Genomic DNA, 18107 nt, shown 5'->3' on the forward strand with positions numbered 1-18107 from the left:
GGTACAGTCCAATGCCATGACCGCACGGCTCGCCGACATCGCAGCCCAGGCGGGGGTCAGCGAGGCCACGGTCAGCCGAGTGCTCAACGGCAAACCGGGCGTGGCCGCGGCCACCCGCGAATCGGTGCTCGCCGCACTCGATGTGCTCGGCTACGAGCGCCCCGTAAGGCTGCGCAGGCGCAGCGCCGGGCTCGTCGGGCTGATCACCCCCGAGTTGGAGAACCCGATATTCCCGGCCCTGGCCCAGGTCATCGGACAGGCACTGACCCGCCAGGGCTACACGCCCGTGCTGGCCACCCAGACTCCCGGCGGTTCCACCGAGGACGAACTCACCGAAATGCTGGTGGACCGGGGCGTCTCCGGCATCATCTTCGTCTCCGGGCTGCACGCCGACACCAGTGCCGATATGTCCCGCTATGAGAAACTTCGCGCCCAGGGCGTGGCGTTCGTCCTCGTGGACGGCTTCGCCCCCGGGGTGCGCGCCCCGTTCATCTCCCCCGACGACCGAGCGGCGATGCGGCTGGCGGTGACCCATCTCGTCGCGCTCGGACACACCCGGATCGGTCTTGCACTCGGGCCCAAGCGGTTCGTCCCGGTGCTGCGCAAGATAGAGGGGTTCACCAAGGCGGTCCGCGAGCAACTGGGACTACCCGACGAGCAGATCGAGACCGAGCTGATCCAGCACTCCCTCTACACCCTGGAGGGCGGCCAGGCAGCGGCCTCCGCGCTCATGGACCGGGGCTGCACCGCGGTGGTCTGCGCAAGCGACATGATGGCGCTCGGCGCTATCCGGGCGGCGCGGCAGCGCGGGCTCGAAGTACCCCGCGACATTTCGGTGGTCGGCTTCGACGACTCCCCGCTGATCGCCTTCACCGACCCCCCGCTGACCACGATCCGCAAGCCCGTCCCCGCCATGGGCCAAGCGGCTGTGCGCACCCTGCTGGAGGAGATCGGCGGGACCCCGGCGCCGCACAGCGAGTTCGTCTTCATGCCCGAGCTTGTGGTGCGGGGATCGACCGCGTCCGGACCCGGAAGTACCCCTGCCGCCTGAGATTGGGGCGATGATCGAAGCCCGCGCGGCCATCTGGCAGACTCTCCCCCTATGGGTGAAGCGACCGTAAAACCTCTGGAAGCCCGGGCGGCCACCTCGTCACCCATGGTGACCGCGGAATCTCCGGCTCCGGAAAGTGATCACAAGCCTGCCCGCGGGCCCGGTCGCGGGCGCGGGCGCTGGCGGCGCCTGCGGACGCCGCAGCGGCCCAAGATCTGGTTCGAGATCCTGCTCATCGCGGTCAGCTACTGGATCTACTCCCTCATCCGCAACGCGGTGCCCGAGCAGAAGGCACAGGCCATGCGGAACGCCGACTGGATCTGGGAAGTCGAGAAGACCCTCGGCATAGCGGTCGAGCAGACGATCAACCATGCCGCGAACTCGGTGACTTGGCTGATCGTGAGCATGAACTACTACTACGCGACCCTGCACTTCCTGGTCACCATCGGTGTGCTCGTCTGGCTCTACCGATGGCACCCCGGCCGCTACGCCGCCGCCCGTCTGGTGCTCTTCGCGACCACGGGCGTGGCGCTCGTGGGGTACTACCTCTATCCCCTGGCCCCGCCCCGGTTGATGACCGGCCAGGACTTCATCGACACGGTGCTGGTGCACCACACCTGGGGCTCGATGGCCTCCGGGAACCTGAAGCACATGTCCAACCAGTACGCCGCCATGCCGTCGATGCACATCGGCTGGTCGCTGTGGAGCGGACTGATCATCTTCGCGCTGGCATCGGCGCCTTGGGCGCGGACCCTGGGCCTGCTGTACCCGACGCTCACCCTTGTCGTGATCGTCGCCACCGCCAACCACTTCTGGCTCGACGCGGTCGGCGGCATGCTCTGCCTGGCCTTCGGCTACGGCGTGAGCCACGCCTGGCACGGCGCCCTGCCGCATCGGCTGCCGAAGCTGGTCGCGCCGCTCGCACGCCCGGACACGCTGAAGCCAGTCGTCCCACAGCCCGCCACGCGGAGCTGAACGCGACGCGGAGCGCGCCTACGCCGAAACGACCGGGCGGGGTACACGGATGACGCACCCCGCCCGGCCCGCCGCGTCGCGCGTCACGCCCCGTAGAACAAGTCCTCCACCACGGCCCGGGCTCGCCGCGTCGCGCGCCGGTAGTCGTCGAGCATCTCGCCGACATGTCCCGGCCCATAGCCCAGATACCGCCCGACCGCGGCCAGCTCCCGCGCGTCGGACGGGAAGGTGTCGCCCGGCCTGCCGCGTACCAGCATCACACCGTTGCGCACCCGGGTCGCCAGCACCCAGGCGTCATCGAGGATCTGGGCGTACTCCGCGGACAGCAGCCCGGCGGCGTGCGCGGCAGCCAGTGCCTCGCGGGTGCGGGGGGTGCGCAGACCGGGTTCGGACCAGCCGTGCCGCATCTGGAGCAGCTGCACCGTCCACTCGACGTCGCTGAGGCCCCCTCGGCCCAGTTTGGCGTGCAGGGCGGGGTCGGCTCCACGCGGCAGGCGTTCGGTCTCCATCCGGGCCTTGAGCCTGCGGATCTCACGGACGGCCTCGTCACCGAGGCCCTCCATCGGATAGCGCAGCGGGTCGATGAGTTCGATGAAGCGTGCGCCGAGCTCCGCGTCGCCCGCCATCGGCTCCGCCCGCAACAGGGCCTGGCTCTCCCACACCAGCGACCAGCGCCGGTAGTAGGCGGCGTAGGAGGCGAGGGTGCGGACCAAGGGGCCGTTCTTGCCTTCGGGGCGCAGGTCGGCGTCGATCAGCAGCGGCGGATCGGCCGTCGGGACCTGGAGCAGCCGCCGCATCTCGGCGACGACGGCGTTGGCGGCCCTGGCCGCCTCCGGCTCGGGCACCCCATCGCGCGGCTCGTGCACGAACAGCACATCCGCGTCGGAACCGTAGCCCAGCTCCTGCCCGCCGAAGCGGCCCATGCCGATCACCGCGAAACGGGTGGGCAGGGTGTCACCCCACTGCTCCCGTACGACGGCGCGCAGGGCGCCCGCGATCGTCGCCGCGTTGAGTCCGGTGACCGCGCTGCCGACGCGGTCCACCAGCGCACCGGGATCCTGCTCGGCCGGACTGTCCTCGGTGCCGTACGAACCGATCAGGTCGGCGGCGGCGGTACGGAACAGCTCGCGCCGCCGCACTCCGCGGGCCGCCGCGACAGCCGCCTCGGCGCCGTCCGCACGGCCCACCGCGGCCAGCACCTCCTGCTCCAGATGGTCCCGGTCGCGTGGCTTCAGGCCTTCGGGATCGCCGAGCAGCGCCACCGCTTCCGGTGCCCGCAGCAGCAGATCGGGCGCGAGCCGGCCCGCGGACAGCACCCGCGCGAGGTTCTCCGCAGCCGCGCCCTCGTCGCGCAGCAGCCGCAGGTACCAGGGGGTCTTGCCGAGCGCGTCGGACACTTGGCGGAAGCCCAGCAGACCCGCGTCGGGGTCGGCCGAATCCGCGAACCAGCCCAGCAGCACCGGCAACAGGGTCCGCTGGATCGCGGCCTTGCGGGTCATGCCCGACGTCAGCGCCTCCAGATGGCGCAGCGCGGCTGCCGGGTCGGCGTAGCCGAGTGCTTCGAGGCGCTGGCGGGCCGCGGCGGCGCTGAGCCGGATCTCACCGGGGGCGAGCTGGGCCACCGCGTCGAGCAGCGGCCGGTAGAAGATCTTCTCGTGCAGCCGCCGAACCACCGCCGCGTGCCGGCGCCACTCCTTGTTGAGCTCGGTCACCGGTTCGGCGCGCAGGCCCAGCGAGCGTCCCAGTCTGCGCTGGTCCTCCTCCCCGTCGGGGACGAGGTGGGTGCGGCGCAGCCGGTACAGCTGGATGCGGTGCTCCATTGCGCGCAGGAAGCGGTATGCCGCGTCCAGTTGAGCGGCGTCCGCACGCCCGACGTACCCGCCGGCGGCGAGGGAGTCCAGCGCGCCGAGCGTGCTGCCGACACGCAGCGCGGGGTCGCTGCGACCGTGCACCAGCTGGAGCAGCTGCACCGCGAACTCGACGTCCCGCAGCCCGCCGGGTCCGAGCTTCAGCTCGCGGTCTATCTGGGCCGCGGGGATGTTGTCGACGACCCTGCGGCGCATCTTCTGCACGTCGGGGACGAAGTTCTCGCGCTCGGCCGCCTGCCAGACGAGCGGCGAGACGGCGGCGACGTAGTCGGCCCCGAGCTCGGGGTCTCCGGCCACCGGCCGGGCCTTGAGCAGCGCCTGGAACTCCCAGGTCTTCGCCCAGCGCTGGTAGTACGCGAGATGGCTGGACAGGGTCCGCACAAGGGGCCCGTTGCGGCCCTCCGGGCGCAGATTGGCGTCCACGGGCCAGATGGCACCCTCGACGGTGGTCTCCGAACAGATCCGCATGAGGTGCGAGGCGAGCCGGGTGGCGGCCTTGACGGCCGCAGCCTCGTCCGTGCCGTCGGCGGGTTCCCCGACGAAGATCACATCGACGTCGGACACGTAGTTGAGCTCATGGCCTCCGCATTTGCCCATCGCGATCACCGCGAGCCGGCAGGACGCCGCATCATCGGGTGCGTCGGCGCAGGCGATGGCGAGCGCGGTGCGGAGCGTCGCGGTGGCCAGATCGGCGAGCTCGGCCGCGGTCTGGGCGACGTCCGTGGTCCCGCACACATCGCGGGCGGCCAGCAGCAGCAGGCAGCGCCGGTAGGCGATCCGCAGCGACACCGGATCGGTGGCGTCGGCGAGCCCGCGCTCGAACTCCGCCACGCCCGGATGGAGATCGGCAGCCTCGTAGGTTTCCAGCGCGTGCCAGTCCTGAGGATGCCGTGCCAGATGGTCGCCGAGCGCCTCTGACGCCCCGAGCACTCCGAGCAGCCGGTCCCGCAAGGGTTTCGATGAGATCAGGGTGTCCAGCAGCACCTGCCGCTCGTCGGGCTCGCCGTCCGCCGTCTTCTGCGCCTCCACCAGCCGCACCAGACCGCGAAGCGCGAGATCCGGGTCGGCGGTGGCGCCGAGTGCGTCGAGCAGCACGGAGTCGGCGCGCACCGCCGCCATCTCGGGGAGTTCGAGGAACCGTTCGGCGACGGCGGGATGGGTGAAACCGTGCCGCAGCAAGCGGGTGAACGTGCTGCTTCTGCGCCCCGGCACCGTCATCCCGCCGCCTCCGTCCGATCAAGGCCAGGATCCGAGAGTAGCCCGCGGTGCCGGATTCCGATGAGTAGGGGACCGTGGGGGAAGCGGTCGAGGGAGATTGGGTGGGGCACAGCCATGGAATGGGCCCTCGCAGTCATCGTCGTCCCGGTCGGGGACGTCGACAGGGCCAAAGACTTCTACGCCGGGCAGTGCGGTTTCCGCGTCGACCACGACACCCGTGTCGGTGACGGCGTACGCATCATCCAGCTGACCCCGCCGGGCTCACCCTGCTCCATCGTCATCGGCTCCGGAATGCCACCCGCGCCCGGCCGACGGACCATGGCTCCGGGCGCCGTCCAGGGCCTCCAGCTCTGCGTCCCCGACATCGAGGCCGCGCACGGCGAACTGCTCTCGCGGGGTGTGGCCGTCAGCGCCGTCCAGCACGTCTCGTCCGACGGCTGGGTCCGAGGCAGGGGCGGGACCTGGAACTCGTTCCTGTTCTTCCAGGACCCGGACGGCAACGGCTGGGTGGTGCAGGAAGCGCCGTCACCGCTCGCCGAACGGCACCACGCGTAGCACTTCGGGCCCGATCATGCCCTCGGCCCCTACAGCACCGGCAGGTTCTTGCGGAGCTCGAAGGCGGTCACCTCGGATCGGTACTCCTCCCACTCCTGCTTCTTGTTGCGCAGGAAGAAGTCGAAGACATGCTCGCCCAGCGTCTCCGCCACCAGTTCGCTGCGCTCCATCAGCGAGATCGCCTCGCCGAGGTTCTGCGGCAGCGGTTCGATCCCCATCGCGCGGCGCTCCGAGTCCGAGAGGGCCCAGACGTCGTCGTCGGCGCCCGCGGGCAGCTCGTAACCCTCCTCGATGCCCCGGAGGCCGGCGGCGAGCAGGACCGCGTAGGTCAGATAGGGATTTGCGCCGGAGTCGATGGAGCGCACCTCGACGCGCGCGGAGCCCGTCTTGCCCGGCTTGTACATGGGCACGCGGATCAGCGCTGAGCGGTTGTTGTGGCCCCAGCAGATGTACGAGGGGGCCTCGCCGCCGGAACCGGCGGTGCGGGCCGAGCCGCCCCAGATGCGCTTGTAGGAGTTGACCCACTGGTTGGTGACCGCGGAGATCTCGGCGGCGTGCCGCAGCAGACCGGCGATGAAGGAGCGCCCCACCTTGGAGAGCTGGTACTCCGCGCCCGACTCGTAGAACGCGTTGCGGTCGCCCTCGAAGAGGGAGAGATGGGTGTGCATCCCGGAGCCGGGGTGCTCGGAGAAGGGCTTCGGCATGAAGGTGGCCTGGACACCCTGCTCCAGCGCCACCTGCTTCATCACCAGGCGGAACGTCATGATGTTGTCCGCCGTCGACAGCGCGTCCGCGTATCGCAGATCGATCTCCTGCTGACCGGGCGCGCCCTCGTGGTGGCTGAACTCCACCGAGATGCCCATGGATTCCAGCATGGTGATCGCCTGGCGGCGGAAGTCCATCCCGACGTTCTGCGGGGTGTGGTCGAAGTAGCCGGAGTTGTCCGCGGGGGTGGGGCGGGTGCCGTCCAGCGGGCGGTCCTTCAGCAGGAAGAACTCGATCTCGGGGTGGGTGTAGAAGGTGAACCCGAGGTCGGAGGTCTTGGCCAGGATCCGCTTCAGGACGTAGCGCGGGTCGGCGAAGGACGGGGAGCCGTCGGGCATCAGGATGTCGCAGAACATCCGGGCCGTGCCGGGAGCCTCCGCGCGCCACGGCAGGATCTGAAAGGTGCCGGGGTCCGGCTTGGCGATCATGTCCGACTCGTACACCCGGGCGAAGCCCTCGATCGCGGACCCGTCGAAGCCGATGCCCTCGTCGAATGCCTGTTCAAGCTCCGCCGGGGCCACCGCCACCGACTTCAGGAAGCCGAGCACATCGGTGAACCACAGCCGCACGAACCGGATGTCGCGCTCCTCGAGCGTACGGAGCACGAATTCCTGCTGCTTGTCCATGACCACATCCTTGCAGTTCAGACGGTCTGCGCACCACCGCCAGGGCATAGTGGAGGAGCTTCAGTATCACCACTCCTGGTTTCGCCCAGATTACGCACCCCGTATCCCCAGGGCACTCCGTCGTCGTTACCATCTGCCTCCATGGGGGGCCAGCGGCACCGCCGCACCGCACGCATCGTGCGTCCCATGGCGCTGGGGAGCGCCGTGGCGACGCTCCTCGCCGTGCTCTTCGTCTGCCTCGGAGTGCCGGCGGAGGCCACGCCCGGACATCCGGGCCACGGCGGCGAAGCCCGCCCGCCGGGGATCACCCTCGCCACCGACGTCACGGGCCGTACGCTCGAGGGCGCGAAGGTGAGCTGCCCCTTCGACCGCGGCGACTGCGGGATGCTCGGCCACCTCTCGCCCGCCGTACTGACGGCTCCGCCGTTGGACGCGCCCACAGACCAGGCGGGGTCGCACCTCGCTTCCGCCGTGGCTCCCACCTCCGGCCGGGCGCCACGCACCGGAGCACTGCCCCGGGCGCCCGACCTGCATGTCCTTCAGGTGCAACGGACCTAGGCACTGCCCGCTCCGCACCACCACCCCCCATCTTGATAAGGACATGACATGCCTGACGGAAACAGCAGCAGCAACGACCGCCGCGCCCGCATAGAGCAGATGCGCCGCGCCGAGCAGTCGCGCGAGCGCCGCAACCGCCTGATCACGATCGGAGTCAGCGGTCTCGTGGTCGCCGGGCTCGTCGGCTTCGGCGTCTACGTGCTGAACGAGGAGGCCAACGAGAAGGAGCGGGCGGAGGCTGCCGCCAAGGCCCCGATCGAGGGCGAGAAGTCATGGGACGCCAAGAAGCTGCGCAACGAGCACGTCGAGACGCCGCTGAAGTACTCGATGAAGCCCCCGGTCGGTGGTAACCACAGCAGGGTGTGGATGAACTGCGACCGCAATGTCTACGACAAGGAGATCCCCGAGGTCAACGCGGTGCACTCGCTTGAGCACGGGGCGGTGTGGGTCACCTACAACGACAGGGCCCCGGCGGAGGACGTGCAGAAGCTGAAGGACAAGGTCGGCAAGACCTCGTACTCCTTGATGAGCCCGGTGAAGGACCAGTCCGGGACCATCATGCTGAGCGCCTGGGGCAAGCAGGTCACCGTCGACGGCGCGGACGACCCCCGGGTGGACGCGTTCTTCACGAAGTACGTGCAGGGCCCCCAGACTCCTGAGCCGGGCGCGATCTGCACGGGCGGGAAGAACGCGTGAGCCGGAGCACCAGTCGATTCACGCGTACCCACGGGGTGGCGCTCGCGGCCGTGCTCCTGGCCCTGCTGTTCGCGGGTGCGGCCACGGTGGCGACAGCGGGCGGCTCGGACCACGGCGCTCAGCGGACCGCGGCCGGCGCCACCGTCCCGGGCAAGGACTCGCCCGAGGCGGGCTTCGCCCGTGACATGGCGGTCCATCACCAGCAGGCGGTGGAGATGTCCTTCATCGTCCGCGACCGCACCGATGACGAGGATGTGCGCAGGCTCGCCTACGACATCGCCAACACCCAGGCCAACCAGCGGGGCATGCTCTTCGGCTGGCTGGACCTGTGGGGGCTGCCGAAGGTCGAGGCCGGTGCCGAGCCGATGGCCTGGATGAAGTCCATGGACTTCATGGAGCACGGCGGTCATGACGCGCACGCCGGGCGGCAGGCGGGCGACGGCGGCAACGGCGCGCTGATGCCGGGCATGGCGACCCAGGCCGAGCTGGACCAGCTCGCCGAGGCCGAGGGCAGACAGGCGGAGATCCTCTACCTCCAGCTGATGACCGACCACCACAAGGGAGGGGTGGCCATGGCACGGGGCTGCGCCGAGCTGTGCACGGTGGCACCGGAGAAGGCCCTGGCGCAGGGCATGGTCGACGCCCAGCGGTCCGAGCTGAATCTGATGGCCGGCATGCTGAAGGAGCGGGGCTCGGCGCCCCGCGGCTGACCTCGACGGCAGCGACTGACAGCGGTGAGGCGCCGCCCCACGGCCACGACCACGGTCCGTGGGGCGGCTCGCCGCAGTCGGCGGTATGGTCGAAAACGGATTCGGGTCGCCGTATGAAGCCGCACACAGCAGGCAGGAGGTACGCACCCCATGACGACCGCCAAGGACATCATGCATCCCGGGGCGAAGTGGATCCCCGCACACGAGACGCTCGACCGGGCCGCGCAGTTGATGCGCGAACTGAACGTGGGAGCGCTCCCCATCGCGGACTCCGACGAACGGCTCTGCGGCATCCTCACGGACCGCGACATCGTCATCGGCTGCGTCGCGATGGGCCACGACCCCGCGCGCGTGACCGCGGGTGACATGGCCAAGGGCACGCCCCGCTGGATCGAGGCGGGCGCGGATGTGGACGAGGTGCTGCACGAGATGCAGGACCACCGGATCCGCCGGCTGCCGGTCATCGAGAACAAACGGCTGATCGGCATGATCAGCGAGGCGGACCTCGCCCAGCATCTGCCGGAGGACCAGCTCGCGACGTGGGTCGAGCAGATCTACGCACGGGGTTGAGCCATCGCCTACGCACGGGGCTGAGCCATCGCCCCGTCCATCGTCAGCACCGCCCGCGCCACCGCGTCCGGCCGGTCGAGCATGACCATGTGGCCCGCGGGCTCGACGGCTTCGAAGCGCGCGTCGACATGCGCGTCGCCGCCGAGTTCGCGGGCAAGCGCGCGCTGCCGCTCCAGCCGGCGCAGCGCGAACCGCCCGCTCGGCCCCCGGCCCCCGCCGTGTGCCGCGAGCACCGCCACCGGGACGCCCTTCGGCATCGGGTGGCGCCCGCGCAGGGCGAGGAGTTCGGCGGCGACCGCGCGGTAGTGGGTGTCCTCGTTCAGGATGCCGTGCAGCACCCGTGAGGTCCGGTAGCAGCGGCGTACGAGCGCGGCAGGCGCGGGGTCACCGCCCTCTGAACGTGACAGCCGGACCGCGAGGCGTCGGGTGGCCGGTCCCAGCGCGGCAGGGGCGCCCAGCAGGGACAGCACGGTGCCTGCACCACGGGCCAGTGCGGTACGGAGGGCCGGGGCCGGCGGCACCCGGGCGTCCTCCTCGATGCTGGAGTCCACCAGCACGACACCGGCCGTGCGGTCGGGGTGCAACCGGGCGAAGGCCTCGGCATGAAACCCCGCGATCGAGTGCCCGACGACGGTAGCGGGCCCCTCAAGACCCAGTGCGTCGAGTACGGCGGCGATCCGATGTGCCTCACCGGCCGCGGTCGGCGACACTCTCGCGGGCCCGCTGAGCCCGTGGCCTGGCCGGTCGAAGCGGACGACAGTGCGGTGCGGGGCGAGCAGCGGGACCACCGGGTCCCAGTCGAACCAGCTCATGGCGAGCCCCGCGCTGAGCACGCAGACCGGCCCGCTGCCGTCGACCACGACATGGTGGGGAACGCCTCCGAGCCCGCCCCCACCCCGCACGAACCTCGCCTGGCCGCCCACCGTGTCGCTCGCGTTGTCACTCACGGAGCCACCCTGCCATGGGCGAGGACACCGCAGCGAAGCAATCACTACATTAACCACATAACAATGGATATTAGGCCGTGTCGGATTAGACCTTACTCGGGTCTTTTGTCCGATCCGGCTAGTGTGCGTCGTGTGATGAACCACCGGACGGCCGGGTACGGACCGCCACCGCTGCCGATATGAGCGCGTCCGGCCGTCCCGTCCAGTCCTGACGCGGTGGCAGACGCACCCCCCTTCACACCTTCACCCCCAGCGAGGTGCACACAGTCATGCCCATGGAGCACACCGGTCAGACCCCCTCCAGCCGTCGCGCCGTACTCGGCGCCGGGCTCGCCGTCGCGGGATCCGGCCTGCTCGCCGCCTGCTCAGGCTCCGGCGGCGACTCCGGACGCCCCGACCGCGGCAGCCAAGGCGCGGGCCCCGGGGGCACCGCGGCGCCCGATCGCGGGCACGACGAGCGGGACGGCACCCGGAAGGGGGAAGGCGGCGGCAAGCGCAGCCGCCAGCTCACCTTCACGGCCCGGCCGAGCACGGTGGACCTGGGCGGCGGACGCACCTTCAAAACCTGGACGTACGACGACGAGCTGCCGGGGCGCATGGTCCGGATCACCGCGGGCGACACCCTCTCGCTCACCCTCAAGAACCACCTGCCGGAAGCGACCACCGTGCACTGGCACGGCATCGCGCTGCGCAACGACATGGACGGCGTGCCCTTCGTGACACAGCCGCCGATCGAGCCCGGCGAGTCGTTCTCGTACCGCTACGAGGTCCCGCACCCGGGCACCTACTGGTTCCACCCGCACCAGGGCGTCCAGGTCGACCGCGGCACCTACGCACCGCTGATCGTGGACGACCCGAGGGAGCCGCTCGCGTACGACCGGGAGTGGGTCATCATGCTGGACGACTGGATCGACGGGGTGGACGGCTCGACTCCGGACGATGTCTTCTTCCAGCTCAGCAAGGGCAAGAAGATGGTGCACGACCCCGGATACGGGCACCACGGCGGTGGCGGACGCGAAGGCAACCGGTCGGGATCCGGTTCGGGGTCGGCCGCAGGTTCCGGGCCAGGGGCCAAGCCGTCAGGCGCCGTGGGCGCGGGAGGCGGCGGAGCGCGGCCCGCCGACGACCCGAAGAACGACGACCCGTCGGCGCGGCGCCACCCCAGGGGGCCTCGGCGGGTGATGCGGGGAGCCCACAGCAGTCTGCTCGGCCACGCGGGCGACGTCGCCTACCCGTACTACCTGATCAACGGGCGCACTCCGGACTTTCCCACGCAGTTCAAGGCCAAGCCGGGTGACCGGATCCGCCTGCGGATCATCAACGCCGGGGGCGAGACCGCCTTCCGGGTGGCGCTCGGCGGGCACCGCTTCACGGTCACCCACACCGACGGGTTCCCGGTCCGCCCGTACAAGACCGACGCCCTGCTGATGGGCATGGGTGAGCGCTACGACGTGCTGATCACGGCGAAGGACGGCGTCTTCCCACTCACCGCGCTCGCCGAGGGCAAGCACGGCTCGGCGATGGCCGTGCTGCGCACCAGCGGCGGTCGCACACCGGGACCGCGCACCCGGCCGCGCGAGCTGTACCGGGACGTGCTCGCGTCGGCGGCGAAGCTGCACCCGGACGAGTCCGTTGCACTGCCGCGGCGCCGCAAGCCGGACCGACTGATCAAGCTCAAGCTGACCGGCGGGATGGAGAAGTACGACTGGGCCTTCGACAACAGACCCTACGACCCGGACACGATCCACCGGATCGAGTACGGCGAGCGGGTCCGCCTCGTGGTCATCAACGTCACGGACATGTGGCATCCGGTGCATCTGCACGGGCACACGTTCGCCCTGGCCGACATCCTCTCGCACGGCGCCCGCAAGGACACGGCCGCGGTGCTGCCGCACCACAAGCTGGTGCTGGACTTCGACGCGGACAACGCGGGCGCATGGATGCTCCACTGCCACAACATCTACCACGCGGAGTCGGGGATGATGACGACGGTCGCCTACCGCGACCGCCGCAGCCGTGGCCGCAGATGACGTCACTCCCCGTGACCGAGGGCTGCCCCGGGGCGTCCCGAAGTGGGGCGCCCCACACTTCCCCTCAGGGACATTGCGTCAGTCAGACGATTACACTGTCCCCGTGCCTCAACTACGTCTCGCCCTGAATCAGATCGACTCGACCGTCGGCGACCTCGCCGGCAATGCCGAATCGATCGTGCACTGGACCCGGCACGCCGCCGAGCAGGGGGCGCACCTGGTCGCCTTCCCCGAGATGGTGCTCACCGGCTACCCCGTCGAGGACCTCGCCCTGCGGTCCTCCTTCGTCGATGCCTCGCGGTCCGCGCTGCGCGCGCTCGCCGCCCGGCTCGCCGACGAGGGTTTCGGGGAACTGCCGGTGATCGTCGGCTATCTGGACCGCTCCGAGAAGGCCCAGCCGCGGTTCGGCCAGCCCGCCGGCGCCCCGCAGAACGCCGGAGCGGTGCTGCACGGCGGCCGGGTGGTGCTGACGTACGCCAAGCACCACCTGCCCAACTACGGGGTCTTCGACGAGTTCCGCTACTTCGTGCCGGGCGACACCATGCCGGTGATCCGCGTCCACGGTGTCGATGTCGCCCTCGCCATCTGCGAGGATCTCTGGCAGGACGGCGGCCGGGTGCCCGCCGCCCGGTCCGCCGGGGCCGGGCTCCTGCTGTCCATCAACGCCTCGCCGTACGAGCTGGACAAGGACGACACCCGCCTCGAACTCGTCCGCAAGCGGGCCCAGGAGGCCGGCTGCACGACCGCGTATCTGGCCATGATGGGCGGACAGGACGAGTTGGTCTTCGACGGCGACTCGATCGTGGTCGACAAGGACGGCGCGGTCGTCGCCCGTGCCCCGCAGTTCGCCGAGGGCAGCGTGATCCTGGACCTGGACCTCCCGGCCGCCTCCCCGGACGCCCCCACCGGAACCGTGGACGACGGTCTGGCCATCGACCGGCTCGTGCTCTCCGAAGAGGCGCTGCCACCGTGGGAGCCGGAGCTGACCGGTGGATACGCGGAGCGGCTCGACGACACCGAGGAGATCTACTCCGCGCTGGTGGTGGGCCTGCGGGCCTATGTGGCGAAGAACGGTTTCCGCTCGGTGCTGGTGGGCCTTTCCGGCGGTATCGACTCCGCGCTCGTCGCCGCCATCGCCTGCGACGCGGTCGGCGCGCGGAACGTGTACGGCATCTCCATGCCGTCCAAGTACTCGTCGGACCACTCCAAGGGCGACGCGGCCGAGCTCGCACGCCGTACCGGACTCAACCTCCGCACCGTGCCGATCGAGCCGATGTTCGACGCCTATATGGGTTCGCTCGGTCTCAGCGGTCTCGCCGAGGAGAACCTCCAGTCGCGACTGCGCGGCACGATGCTGATGGCCGTCTCCAACCAGGAAGGCCATATCGTGCTCGCCCCGGGCAACAAGTCCGAACTGGCGGTCGGCTACTCGACCCTGTACGGCGACTCGGTGGGTGCGTACGGCCCCATCAAGGACGTCTACAAGACGACCGTCTTCCGGCTCGCGAAGTGGCGCAACGTGGCGGCGAAGGAACGCGGCCAGACCCCGCCGATCCCGGAGAACTCCATCGTCAAGCCGCCGAGCGCCGAGCTGCGCCCGGGCCAGGTGGACACCGACTCGCTCCCGGACTACGACGTGCTGGACCGGATCCTGGAGCTGTACGTGGACCGGGACCAGGGCAAGGACGCCATCGTGGCGGCGGGCTACGACGAGGAACTGGTCACCAGGACCCTGCGGATGGTCGACATGGCCGAGTACAAGCGCCGCCAGTACCCGCCGGGCACCAAGATCTCGGCGAAGGGCTTCGGCAAGGACCGACGGCTGCCGATCACCAACCGCTGGCGGGAGACCGCCTCCCGCTGAGGCCCGCGTAGCCGCGCCGGCAGACGTGAGAGGGGCTTCCCGCAGAACGGCACGGCGGGAAGCCCCTCTCGTCGGCTTTCGACGGTTCTCGACTGCCGTGGATCAGAAGGTCACGCGCGCGGCGACCGGAAGATGGTCGCTGGCGGTGCGCGGCAGCGTCCAGGACGACACCGGCTCGACGCCCTTCACCATGATCTGGTCGATCCGCGCCATCGGGAACGAGGCCGGCCAGCTGAAGCCGAATCCGTCGCCCGCGGCGCCCTGGGTGGACCGCATCTGGGCGGTGACCGCGTTCAGCGAGCGGTCGTTCATGGTGCCGTTGAGGTCACCGAGCAGCACCACCCTGGGCACTTCGTCGCGGGAGATCGCGTGGCCGAGCGCGTCGGCGCTCTCGTCCCGCTGGTTGGCGGTGAACCCGGCCTTCATCTTGACCCGGACGGACGGCAGATGGGCCACGTACACAGCGACATCGCCGGCCGGTGTGGCGACCGTGGAGCGCATCGCGCGCTCCCAGCCGAGCCGGATGTCCACGGCACCGGTCGCCCTCATGGGGTACTTGCTCCACAGCCCGACCGTGCCCACCACGGAGTGGTGGGGGTACGCCGACTTCAGCGCCTTCTCGTACGCCGGGACCGCCTCGGCCTTCAGCTCCTCCAGCGCGATGATCTCGGCTCCGGACTCCGCCACCCGGCGTGCGGTGCCCTCGGGGTCCGGGTTGTCGGCGTTGACGTTGTGGGTGGCGACGGTGAGCGCGGCCTTGTCCGCGTACCGCAACCGCTGCTCGCTGTTCTCGCTCTTGCTGCTGAGCAGCCCGCCGAAGACGTTCAACCAGACCACCGCCGGCACCAGCAGGGCGATGAGCGCCGTGGCCGAGCGCCGGATCAGTGCGAGCACCAGTAGCAGCGGTACCAGCAGACCGAGCCAGGGGAGGAAGGTCTCGGTCAGGCTGCCCAGGTTGCCGAGCCGGTTGGGGATCTGCGCGTGGAAGATCATCAGCAGTCCGGTCAGCAGGGCGAACGCGGCGATCACGATGCCCCGGCGCCAGATCCCCGGATCGCGACGCCATCTGCCGAGCGCGGCCCGGACGCGAGAACCGGAGCGTCCGCCCTGCTCAGCGTCCTGCGCCGTCTCCGTGATGTATGCCTGCCGCATGCGTGTCCTCACTGCCTTACCGCGCCTTGCTGCCGTGCCTCGCAAGCCGTGCCGTCCACACCCGCTACCGACCCTAGGGGATGACGGAGGGCTCGCCGTCGTACAGTCACGATGACGAACCGGTGGGCGCGCCGGGTTCCGGTCACGGGCACCGCAAAGGCGGTTGTGACAGAACGCGCATATTGCGCGCTCAACCCGCCGGGGTCGGAATCGGTTGCCGGGACGGGCTCAGGCCGTCGAGCACCGCCGCGACCATACGCTCCGCCAGATCCCCCGGCAGCGGGGCGTCGGGCCGCATCACGGCCCTGACCAACATGGGGCCGACGATGAGGTCGATGATCAGGTCGATGTCGACATCGGCGCGGATCTCCCCGCCCGCGATCCCCCTTCGAATGATGCCCAGGACGGTGGCCCGCCGGGGATCGATCACGGTGGCGACGTAGGCCGTCCACAGCTTGGGGTGGCTCTTCATCTGCGCCAGCACGTTGTGCAGCAGCGCCGACGAGCGGTGGGCGAGGCCCCGGGCCCGTACCGACTCCAGCATCACGACCAGGTCGTCCCGGGCGGAAGTGCCCGGCAGGGCGGGCTCCGGTGGCTCGATGTCCCGGAGCACCTCGACGAACAGCTCCTCCTTGCCGCTCCAGCGGCGGTAGATGGTGGCCTTGCCCACACCGGCCGTGCGGGCGAGGCGTTCGATGGAGATCTCGCCCAGCGGGACCCCGCCCTCGAGGAGCCCCAGCACCGCCTCCCGGATCGCCCTCTCGGCGGCCTCGCTCCGCGGACGCCCCCGAGCAGCCGCGCGGCTCGGCGCGGAGGCGCGGTCCTGGTCGCGGCCCCGGTCCCGTTGCTGGTCCCGGTCCCCCGGAGCCGTACGGCTGCGCTCTGCGGGGCTCATCCTCTGACCGCCCCTGCCGTGGGCCTGCCGTCCGGTTCCCCGGGAGGGAGCGCGCCGTCCGCTCCGGGCCGTACCCGTCCCGGCAGGTACATCGCCACGACCACGGCGCCCACGACGGTCGCCATGGCCGCCGCGAGAGCCGTCAGGTGCATGGCGAAGACGAAGGCCTCGTTCGCCGGTCCGACCAGCAGCTTCCCCGACGGGCCGAGCTTGGCGGCGGCGCTGAGTGTGGCCTCGATCGACTCCCCCGCGGCCGCCTTGACACCGTCGGGCAGGCCCGCCGTCCTGGCCAGGGTGGACTCGATGCCGCCCCGGTACGCCGCCGAGAGCAGCGAGCCGAGCACCGCGACGCCCAGCGCTCCGCCCACCTGCCGGAAGGTGTTGCTGATCGCCGAACCGGCCCCGGCCTTCTCCCGGGGCAGCGCCTGCATCACCGCCACCGTCACCGGTGGCATCACATGGGCCACCCCCGCGCCCTGGACGAAGAAGGCGGCCTCGATCAGCCACAGCGGGGTCGAACCGTCGAAGAAGGCGAAGGCCGCGAGACCGGTGGTGATCATCAGCATGCCCGCCGTGCAGGTCGCCTTGGCCCCGAACCGGCCGATGGCGAGCCGTGCGCGCGGGGCGAACGCCGACTGCGCGATGGCGAGCGGCAGCAGCAGCAGTCCGGCCGCCAGCGGGCTGAAGCCGCGCACACTCTGCAGATAGAACACGGACAGGAAGGCCACGCCCATCGTCGCGAAGAAGCCCAGCGCGGTCGCCGCGATCGCCGACGAGAACACCGGGTTCCTGAAGTACGAGAAGTCGAGCGCCGGATGGTCGCTGCGCACCTCGTAGACCACGAACACCGTCAGCACGCCGATCCCGCCGAGCAGCGGCGCCAGCACCGCCTGATCGGTGAGTGAGGCGAGCTCGCCGCCCCGGATGATCCCGTACACCAGCAGCACGAGACCGACGATCGACAGCAGCACGCCGACCGGGTCGAGCCGACCGGGGGCGGGGTCCCGGGAGTCGGGGATCAGCACCACCATGGCGACGAAGCCGATCAGCACCACGGGGACGTTGACCAGGAAGATCGAGCCCCACCAGAAGTGTTCGAGCAGCAGCCCACCGGTGAGCGGTCCGAGCGCGATCGACACACCGACCCCGCCCGCCCAGATCCCGATCGCCTTGGCCTGCTCGTCCCGCTCGAACACGTTCATCAGGATGGCGAGCGTGGCGGGGATCACGAACGCGGCGCCGACCCCCATCACCGCGCGGTAGGCGATGAGCTCGGCGGACGATCCGGAGAACGCGGCCAGCGCCGAGCCCACTCCGAAGACGGCCATACCGAACAGCAGCGCGTTGCGGCGGCCCGTGCGGTCGCCGATCAGGCCCGCGGTGAACAGCAGGGCGGCGAAGACCAGGGTGTAGGCGTTGATGGCCCACTCCAGCTCGCCCTGGGTGGCCCCGAGGCCGACGGGCGCCGGAGTGGCGATGGTCTTTACCGCGACGTTCAGCACCGAGTGGTCGAGCACCACGATGAGCACGCTGAACATGAGGACGGCGAGGATGGCCCAGCGGCGGCGGTGCACGGCTTCCGGGACGCGGGGTGGGGCGGGTGGCGCCCCAGGGGGTGTGGACATGA

Annotated in this window: 15 protein-coding genes; 9 read left to right on the forward strand and 6 right to left on the reverse strand. The window is 70.5% G+C overall.

From position 1 onward, the window contains the following. Positions 1 to 16: 16 nt before the first annotated feature. Both V1460_RS27435 and V1460_RS27440 read left to right on the forward strand, forming a co-directional pair. Positions 17 to 1051, forward strand: a complete 1035-nt coding sequence (locus V1460_RS27435; RefSeq protein ID WP_338676294.1) for a LacI family DNA-binding transcriptional regulator — start codon at positions 17 to 19, stop codon at positions 1049 to 1051. Positions 1052 to 1102: 51 nt separating this feature from the next. Next, positions 1103 to 2026: a phosphatase PAP2 family protein gene (locus V1460_RS27440; RefSeq protein WP_338676295.1), complete on the forward strand. Its 924-nt coding sequence runs from the start codon at positions 1103 to 1105 to the stop codon at positions 2024 to 2026. An 83-nt stretch (positions 2027 to 2109) separates the two neighbouring features. On the opposite strand, the gene V1460_RS27445 is transcribed toward V1460_RS27440, so the two are convergent. Continuing rightward, positions 2110 to 5112 carry a bifunctional [glutamine synthetase] adenylyltransferase/[glutamine synthetase]-adenylyl-L-tyrosine phosphorylase gene (locus V1460_RS27445; RefSeq protein ID WP_338676296.1) on the reverse strand — a complete coding sequence of 1001 codons (3003 nt, stop codon included), beginning with the start codon at positions 5110 to 5112 and terminating at the stop codon, positions 2110 to 2112. Positions 5113 to 5226: 114 nt separating this feature from the next. On the opposite strand from V1460_RS27445, the gene V1460_RS27450 reads away from it, so the two are divergent. Beyond that, a complete protein-coding gene (locus tag V1460_RS27450) occupies positions 5227 to 5667 on the forward strand; it encodes a VOC family protein (protein WP_338676297.1) in 441 nt (146 codons plus the stop codon). A gap of 29 nt (positions 5668 to 5696) precedes the next feature. On the opposite strand, the gene glnA is transcribed toward V1460_RS27450, so the two are convergent. Further along, a complete protein-coding gene (glnA, locus tag V1460_RS27455) occupies positions 5697 to 7058 on the reverse strand; it encodes a type I glutamate--ammonia ligase (RefSeq protein WP_338676298.1) in 1362 nt (453 codons plus the stop codon). Between the two features lie 141 nt (positions 7059 to 7199). On the opposite strand from glnA, the gene V1460_RS27460 reads away from it, so the two are divergent. The 4 genes from V1460_RS27460 to V1460_RS27475 all read left to right on the forward strand — a co-directional run bounded on the left by V1460_RS27460 (position 7200) and on the right by V1460_RS27475 (position 9592). Beyond that, complete coding sequence (locus tag V1460_RS27460) at positions 7200 to 7616, forward strand: hypothetical protein (RefSeq protein ID WP_338676299.1); 417 nt, start codon at positions 7200 to 7202, stop codon at positions 7614 to 7616. A 48-nt stretch (positions 7617 to 7664) separates the two neighbouring features. After that, positions 7665 to 8312: a DUF3105 domain-containing protein gene (locus V1460_RS27465; protein WP_338676300.1), complete on the forward strand. Its 648-nt coding sequence runs from the start codon at positions 7665 to 7667 to the stop codon at positions 8310 to 8312. Then, positions 8309 to 9022: a DUF305 domain-containing protein gene (locus V1460_RS27470; RefSeq protein WP_338676301.1), complete on the forward strand. Its 714-nt coding sequence runs from the start codon at positions 8309 to 8311 to the stop codon at positions 9020 to 9022. The genes V1460_RS27465 and V1460_RS27470 overlap by 4 nt, the downstream gene beginning before the upstream one ends. A gap of 150 nt (positions 9023 to 9172) precedes the next feature. After that, on the forward strand, positions 9173 to 9592 hold the full coding sequence (locus tag V1460_RS27475; RefSeq protein ID WP_338676302.1) for a CBS domain-containing protein: 420 nt from the start codon (positions 9173 to 9175) through the stop codon (positions 9590 to 9592). Between the two features lie 8 nt (positions 9593 to 9600). Here the strand turns inward: V1460_RS27475 and V1460_RS27480 are convergent, their stop codons facing one another. Beyond that, positions 9601 to 10494 carry an alpha/beta hydrolase gene (locus tag V1460_RS27480; RefSeq protein WP_338678227.1) on the reverse strand — a complete coding sequence of 298 codons (894 nt, stop codon included), beginning with the start codon at positions 10492 to 10494 and terminating at the stop codon, positions 9601 to 9603. Positions 10495 to 10808: 314 nt separating this feature from the next. On the opposite strand from V1460_RS27480, the gene V1460_RS27485 reads away from it, so the two are divergent. Together V1460_RS27485 and V1460_RS27490 are read left to right on the forward strand one after the other, a co-directional pair. After that, positions 10809 to 12569, forward strand: coding sequence for a multicopper oxidase family protein (locus V1460_RS27485; protein ID WP_338676303.1), 1761 nt, complete (start codon positions 10809 to 10811; stop codon positions 12567 to 12569). A gap of 103 nt (positions 12570 to 12672) precedes the next feature. Continuing rightward, positions 12673 to 14433, forward strand: coding sequence for an NAD+ synthase (locus V1460_RS27490; protein WP_338676304.1), 1761 nt, complete (start codon positions 12673 to 12675; stop codon positions 14431 to 14433). Between the two features lie 102 nt (positions 14434 to 14535). On the opposite strand, the gene V1460_RS27495 is transcribed toward V1460_RS27490, so the two are convergent. The 3 genes from V1460_RS27495 to V1460_RS27505 all read right to left on the reverse strand — a co-directional run bounded on the left by V1460_RS27495 (position 14536) and on the right by V1460_RS27505 (position 18105). Continuing rightward, complete coding sequence (locus V1460_RS27495) at positions 14536 to 15585, reverse strand: endonuclease/exonuclease/phosphatase family protein (protein WP_338676305.1); 1050 nt, start codon at positions 15583 to 15585, stop codon at positions 14536 to 14538. 190 nt (positions 15586 to 15775) lie between these two features. Then, complete coding sequence (locus V1460_RS27500) at positions 15776 to 16480, reverse strand: TetR/AcrR family transcriptional regulator (RefSeq protein ID WP_338676306.1); 705 nt, start codon at positions 16478 to 16480, stop codon at positions 15776 to 15778. Then, positions 16477 to 18105, reverse strand: coding sequence for a DHA2 family efflux MFS transporter permease subunit (locus V1460_RS27505; protein ID WP_338676307.1), 1629 nt, complete (start codon positions 18103 to 18105; stop codon positions 16477 to 16479). The genes V1460_RS27500 and V1460_RS27505 overlap by 4 nt, the downstream gene beginning before the upstream one ends. Positions 18106 to 18107 lie beyond the last annotated feature (2 nt).

The organism is Streptomyces sp. SCSIO 30461, assembly GCF_037023745.1.
Classification (GTDB): Bacteria; Actinomycetota; Actinomycetes; order Streptomycetales; family Streptomycetaceae; genus Streptomyces.